The organism is Candidatus Glassbacteria bacterium, from assembly GCA_019456185.1.
GTDB lineage: Bacteria > Gemmatimonadota > Glassbacteria > GWA2-58-10 > GWA2-58-10 > JAJRTS01.
On record VRUH01000097.1, the window covers coordinates 1 to 7,003 of the forward strand.

Genomic DNA, 7,003 nt, shown 5'->3' on the forward strand with positions numbered 1-7,003 from the left:
GGTGAATACAGCCAAGTGGTCACGCCGGAGATCGTGGAACGGATGCTTTCGGAAATGAAGGACTGCCGCGCCGAACGCATCGAACGCGCCGGTCATGCGTTGTTCACGGACAACCCGGAACGCTTCGCGGAAAGCGTGGGCCGCTTTATCGATGAAACGGGCGGGCCCTGACCCCGCCCGGTTGCGAGGCTCTGTTAAAACACCCAAAAAGCGCACTTCGAGACGAGCCCTGACGGGCTCTCCTCAGTGACGCGGATTAATGAGATTTCCAGTACATACCGCCTTCCTGAGGAGCCCCGCCGGTAGTTAATGGTAAAAATTCGGGGGCGTCTCGAAGGAGGCAGCCAAACCCGCTTTTTAGACACAGCCGTATGCTCCCGACTCCCGGCCGGGACATCCCCGGCGAATTCCGCGCATAATTTCCCCTAACCACTACCATCCGGCCATCCAGTCATCCCGCCCTCCCATTCCAAACTCCTGCCCCACGGCGCTATTACTTATGAAACAGCCGCACCCATGAAACAACCGTTGAAGATCGCCCACGCATCGGACGTTCACCTGGATACAGATTACTTCGGCGGAGAGGAAAACCGGGCCTCCCGGGATCATTGCCGGGAAATCTTCCAACGCCTGCTGGAGGAAATCAGCGCGGAACGGCCCCACCTGTTCCTGCTGCCGGGCGACCTCTTCGACTCCAACCGCGCCACGGACGATACCATCCGCTGGAGCATGGAAAAGCTGGGGGCGCTGCCTTTTCCCGTGGCGATGATTCCCGGCAACCACGACTGCCTGGAGGAAGGCTCCATCTTCAAGCGCTACGATTTTTGCAAAATTCCCAATATGGAAATGCTGCTGGCCGGGGAGGGCGAAACGGTGGAACTGCCCGCCCTGGGCGCGGCCATCTGGGGAAAGGGGATGGTGGAGCACTCCACCGAGTTTCAGCCATTGGACGGGCTGCCTCCGGCCGGGGAGGGCCGCTGGAACCTGGCCATGGGCCACGGCATCTACGTGGGACGCGAGGGGATGGGATACCGCTCCTCTCCCGTGGAAGCCAAGCAGATTTCCCGCTCCGGTTATGACTACATCGCCCTGGGTCATCATCACGCCCTGCTGGACGTGAGCGCCAACGGCACTCCGGCCTACTATTGCGGCTCCCCGGTGCCCATCTCCCCGGAGCGCCACGGCACCTGGCTGCTGGTGGAACTGGAGGAGGGCCGGCCCGCTACGGTTACCGTGCGCACCCTGGAGCATTCGTAGGAATGGGGCCGGTGAGTCCTGTAACTTGAGAGACCGTAATTCCAATTCTTCACCACCGGGTCACACTCCGTTTTCCAGTCCTTAATTTTTTCACGGATCAGGCCGATAATGCTATGCTCCGCATGGGATTGATTTTCTCCATCTCCATCATGACAAGATCGGCAACGGGGAAATTTCATGGCTCGGTCCAAATCCAACTCGAATGCTGACATAAAACCCCGGCAGGTTAAAATTTCCACCCTCGGGCGCTTTTCCGTCGAAGTCGATGGAAACCCGCTGCGGTTCGGTACCAAGACGCAGCGCAAACCCCTGGAACTTTTGAAAGTGCTGGTTGCGCTGGGGGGAGAAGGCGTATCCGTCGAAAGCCTGAGCGAATCATTGTGGCCGGAGTCGGACGGCGACAAGGCCTACAACGCCTTCGGTACGACCCTGAGCCGGCTGCGAAATTTGATCGGGCGGGAGGCGCTGCACTTGCAGGATAGCCGCCTCGGCCTTGATCCACATGCCTGCCGGGTGGATGCCCGGGAATTCACGGGGCTTCTCACGTTGGCTTCCCAGGCTATCAATGCTGGAAATGGCAAAGCGGCATGGGAGCATCTGGAGGGTGCCTTTTCTCTGTATCAGGGGCCATTCCTGGAAGGCGAGTTCGACCCGCCGGAAATTCTCTCGGCCCGCGATAGGCTGCACAGCCAGTTTGTGCGGCACGTTAAGGAACTGGGGGAGTTTTTCTTGCAAAAAAAGCAAACCGAGAAAGCAATTTCCCTCTATCAGAAAGGCTTGGAAGTCGATGACCTTTGCGAGGAATTCTATCAAAATCTAATGGACTGCTACCGGCGGCAGGGAAGGCTGGCGGAGGGAATCGCCGTCTATCAGCGCTGCCGACAAACGTTGCAGGCTAGAATGGATGTGGAACCCTCGCCCGAAACCGAGCAGGTCTATCAATCTCTCCTGGCCGATCAGAAGCTGAAATCATCCCCAACGGTGGCGCCCGCAGTTTCTCCCCAGGAACCGCCCACTGAGGCGGAAAAACCGATTTCTCTCCCGGAAACCCCCAAAATCACCGGTGAGCGCCGCCAAGCCACCGTGGCCATTTTTGCGCTCTCCGGATATGGGGCCTTGAGCGAAAAACTCGACCCGGAGGAAGTGGATGGAATTATGAGCCGCATCGGAAAAGAGGTGCAACGCATCGTGGAATACCATGGGGGCATCGTCAATCAGGTGGTGCGGGATGAGATCGAGGCGATTTTCGGCATTCCCTCCGCCCACGAGGACGATCCGGTGCGCGCCGTCAGAGCCGCCTTGGAACTGCATGAGGCAGTGCGCCGGATCGCTCCGCGGGTGGAGGAGAGCATTGGAGTGCCCTTGCGAATGCACACCGGTCTCAACAGCGGTCTCATCGTGACGCATCCACAGGATGGTCGATACGGAATAACCGGCGACACCGTGACGACTGGCGCGTATCTGGCCAAGCGGGCCAAGCCCGATGAAATCCTGATCGGCGCGGAAACCAACCGCTTGACGGCGCCCTTCTTTCAATCCGAGGAATTGCAGCCGCTCAAATTGCAGGGCAAGTCCCAGACCCTGGAAGCCTACCGGATAACAGGAGAATCCAAGGCGGAGACCCGCTTGGAAGCCGCCGAGGAAAGGGGATTTACCGACTTCATCGGTCGGGAACACGAGTTGGAGGCGCTTCACGCCAACCTGGCAACCGCCAGCGAGGGCAGGGGGCAATTCGTTTCGGTGGCTGGGGAGGCGGGGGTGGGCAAAAGCCGTCTGCTCCATGAATTCCGCCAGGGGCTGGATCGCAACAAAATCACGGTGCTGGAGGGCCGCTGCCAGTCCTACGGCAGCGACACGCCCTACCTCCCCTTCATCAATGCGCTCAGACGGGGACTGCGCCTGCTGGAAGAGGATTCGCCGGCGCAATTGCTGGAAAAGGCCGTCACGAACATCAGGGCCATCGACGAGGACCTGGAACCCTACCTGCCCCTCTACCTGCACCTGCTGTCCATCCAGAGCGGGGACTACCCGCTGCCCAAGCGTCTGCACGGACCAGAGCTGGCGGCCGCCCTGCGGGACGCCCTGAGCGCCATTTTTACTTTGGCTGCCAACAACCAACCCATGGTGGTCATCTTCGAGGACTGGCACTGGGTTGACGAGGCCTCCGCCGCGGCTTTGCAGAACCTGCTCGGCGTGATGGCCACCTATCCACTGCTGGTGGTGGTGTTGTACCGGCCCGATTATTCATCCACCTGGGGCAGTCCGGAGCATCACACGCCCATCGTCCTGCATCCCCTGGAACGGCGGTATGACGAGTCAATGTTGAAAGCCGCCCTGAAAACAGACCGGTTACCGGAGGGGCTGTCGGAATTGATCCTTGAGCGTACGGGAGGCAACCCATTTTTCATTGAGGAGGTGTGCCGGGCGCTCATCGAAGAGGGCAGCATTGCCGTGAATAAGGGAGCCGCAAAATTGCTGCGCCCCCTGGAGGAAATCGCGCTGCCCGATACGGTGCAGGCGGTGATCCAAACCCGCCTGGATGGCCTGGGGCCCCATACCCGGGAAACACTCGGCCTGGCTTCCGTCATCGGACGGGAGTTTTCCCGAAGCATATTGGCCCATATTTCCAGCGGCCAATCACGCCTCTCTGCCGACCTGGAAGAACTGAAGACCCTGGAACTGATCCAGCAAACCCGCGTGGTGCCCGAGGCGGCCTACCTGTTCAAGCACGTCCTCACCCAGGAAGTGACCTATAACACCTTGCTCCTACAAAAAAGAAAGGAACTGCACGGGATAGTGGGCCGGGCCATCGAGGCGTTGTACCCGGACCGCATCGAGGAGCAGTCGGAACGGCTGGCCCATCATTACAGCGTAGCGGAGCATTGGGAGAAAGCGGCGGAGTACGGAAAACGGGCAGGCGAAAAGGCCAAGGGATTGAGCCAATACCAGGAGTCGATTGATTTCTATGAGCGATCGGTTAAATGGCTTTTGGAATTGCCGGAATCCCGCTCCCGGCAGGAAAATTTGGTCGATATGCAATTAGAATTGGTTTGGAATTTTATCATTCTGGGGCGTTGGGACGAGTCGCTGCAGGTTTGCCAGACCGCCGAGCCAATGGCCCAGGAACTGGCGGACCGAATCCGCCTGGGAATGATTCATTGTGGAATTGCTTCTTCTTGTATTTACACAGGTGATCACAAAAAAGCTGAATATCATTACCAACAGTCTTTTGAGCATTTCGAAAGTTCAGGAGATGAATTATTCATCGCAATCGGAAGGCACTGGGTCGGCACCTCTTACCTTGGCCCCGGCCTGTGGAAAAAGGCGGAACCTTTCATTTCAGGAGCCCTTCACACCTACGAGAAGCTGGATAGCCTTACATCTTTCGGTTTCGGTTTTTATCTCATGGCTGGAATGTGTGGATACGCCCATGCGGGGTATTGTTTGGCCGTGCAGGGACGGAACCGGGAGGCCGCTGAAAATTTTGCGAAGGTCACATCGTCGGAAATTCAGGAAGCCGGCAACCTTCCGTCGAAATCGGTTTATTTATCGTGGCATGGGCTGTACGTCGCCCTGGTTGGGGAGGACCGGGTCGAGGCTGAATTGCGGGCCGATCAATTAATGGAACTCGCTGAAAAATCCGACTCCCCTTTTCAGGTGTTGGGGGTATACGTGGCGAAAACGAACATACTGATGGGAAAGGAAAACTACGAAGGTGTCCGGAACTGGGGTGAAAAGGCGCTCCGGACCATCGAGGGGAAAAACATCCGGAGCGGTCACGTGGGAAACCTACATTACAACCTGGCGCGGGCCATCCTGGAGTTGGGCGATTACGATGCCGCCAAAAGGCATTATGAGGAGGGACAGCCCCTGGCGGAGCCATCGCCCCACTGGTGGGGGCCACGTTACGACTTCCTCAAGGGCTTGCTATTGGCCCGTGCCCTCGAACCCGATTATGAGCAGGCGGAGACCCTGTTCGAGCAATCCGCGGCCAACGACATGGAAGTGGGGGCATACGTTCCCGCCGCTCAGACCCGCTACCACTTGGCCCGCATGCTCGCCAGGAAGGGCGATGTTGACCACGCCCGCGAAATCCTTTCCGCGTTGAAGAAACAGTTCAAACAGTGGGCCATCCCCGTCTGGGAAAAGAAGTGCCAGCAGGCTCTGGCGGAAATCAAGTCCGGCTGAACCACCTCAATTCTGTTTTTACCCCCGTCCAAATACACGATTGGAACTGTCCCCAAGGTACGGATTTTTTTCAATCTGTACGCTATCCGTACCTGCCCGGTGACCAATCCGTTATGCGGTTTCCCCTATGCTCAACTCAACACGGGCGATCGACCCATTTCAAAGTTCCAGGGATGACGTCCGAACATGAACCGAATCGAGCAAGGGGAACATCATGAACACGATCCAAGCCACCGCATCTTTTCAACCCTCCTCCATCCCTGCGCCGCGCGGCTATAACACGCAAGGATTGGCCACTGCCCACCAATGGCTGCGCTCGGCCATGACCTCCGTCAGGGAAAGCCTGGCGCGCCACGCCGATCGCACGGAAGAAAAGCGGCGGCTCCGCGCCATAAAGCAATACCACCGCAATCGGGCCCGGTTGCCGTCAGCCGGCTTTCGCTTCGACCCTCGTAGCGACGACTTTTTCTCCCGCCTGGATAGCTGAACAACCACCGGAATCCGGCCCTTCGCAGGTTCACCCGGCACCTGGCTGCTGGTGGAACTGGAGGAGGGCCGGCCCGCATCTGTCACCGTGTGCAACCTGGAAGGCCCGTGATAAAAGCTGAAAGCGGATAAGGGGATTGCTGGGCAATCCGTTCCCCGGAGCAATCGGAGCAAATGGATTTCTTTTTTTCGCCGCCCCCCCCAATTTGACCCCTCCCCGTTCCTTTGCCACACTATCGGCCTCCTGAAGGGGGTAGACGATTCCTGACCACAAGGCTTTGGGGTAAATGGGAAAGGGGGTGCCGGGATGAAGGAGCCGACGTTCACCCTGGGCATCGAGGAGGAATACCTGCTGGTGGAGCGGGAGTCACGTGAGTTGATCCAGGAGGCGCCGGCGGAGTTGTTCGCCGAGTGCGAAACGGCGCTCACGGACCAGGTGACCACCGAGTTCCTCCAGTCCCAAATCGAAGTGGGCACGCGGGTGTGCGGGACGGTGGCCCAGGCGCGCAACGACCTTGCGCACCTGCGCCGCACCATCGCCCGGCTGGCGGAAAAACGCGGGCTGGCCATCATCGCCGCGTCCACTCACCCATCGGCGGACTGGGTGGACCAGCTCCACACGGACAAGGATCGCTACCACACACTGGCGCGGGACATGCAGGCCCTGGCGCGGCGGCTGGTCATCTGCGGCATGCACGTCCATGTGTGCATCGACGACGAGGACCTGCGCATCGACCTGTTGGGCCAAAGCAGTTATATCCTGCCCCACCTGCTGGCCTACTCGACCTCCTCTCCCTTCTGGCATGGGCAGGATACGGGGCTCAAGTCCTACCGTCTCTCGGTGTGGGACGCCATGCCGCGCACGGGACTGCCCGAGCACTTCGAAAGCTGGGGCGAGTACCAGCGGCACCTGGACGTGCTGATCCAAACCGGGGTCATCGAGGACGCCACCAAGGTGTGGTGGGACGTACGGCCCAGCGCCCGCTTCCCCACTCTCGAGATGCGCATCACCGACGTGTGCACCCGCCTGGAGGACGCCATCTGCTTGGCGGCGGTCTTCCTGTGCTGGTTG

At 59.2% G+C, this 7,003-nt stretch carries 4 protein-coding genes; all 4 read left to right on the forward strand.

The window, feature by feature from the left end:
* The first annotated feature begins 516 nt into the window (after positions 1-516).
* Positions 517-1,257 (forward strand): DNA repair exonuclease, encoded by a 741-nt coding sequence (locus FVQ81_17780; GenBank protein MBW7998382.1) that lies wholly within the window; start codon positions 517-519, stop codon positions 1,255-1,257.
* Positions 1,258-1,434: 177 nt separating this feature from the next.
* Positions 1,435-5,445, forward strand: a complete 4,011-nt coding sequence (locus tag FVQ81_17785; GenBank protein MBW7998383.1) for an AAA family ATPase — start codon at positions 1,435-1,437, stop codon at positions 5,443-5,445.
* A 214-nt stretch (positions 5,446-5,659) separates the two neighbouring features.
* Positions 5,660-5,932, forward strand: coding sequence for a hypothetical protein (locus tag FVQ81_17790; protein MBW7998384.1), 273 nt, complete (start codon positions 5,660-5,662; stop codon positions 5,930-5,932).
* A gap of 306 nt (positions 5,933-6,238) precedes the next feature.
* On the forward strand, positions 6,239-7,003 hold a 765-nt coding region (locus FVQ81_17795; protein ID MBW7998385.1), incomplete at its 3' end, for a carboxylate-amine ligase.

Coding starts and splice junctions, on each gene's coding strand:
- FVQ81_17785 (MBW7998383.1), top strand. CDS start 1,435: ATGGCTCGGTCCAAATCCAACTCGAATGCTGACATAAAACCCCGGCAG.
- FVQ81_17780 (MBW7998382.1), top strand. CDS start 517: ATGAAACAACCGTTGAAGATCGCCCACGCATCGGACGTTCACCTGGAT.
- FVQ81_17790 (MBW7998384.1), top strand. CDS start 5,660: ATGAACACGATCCAAGCCACCGCATCTTTTCAACCCTCCTCCATCCCT.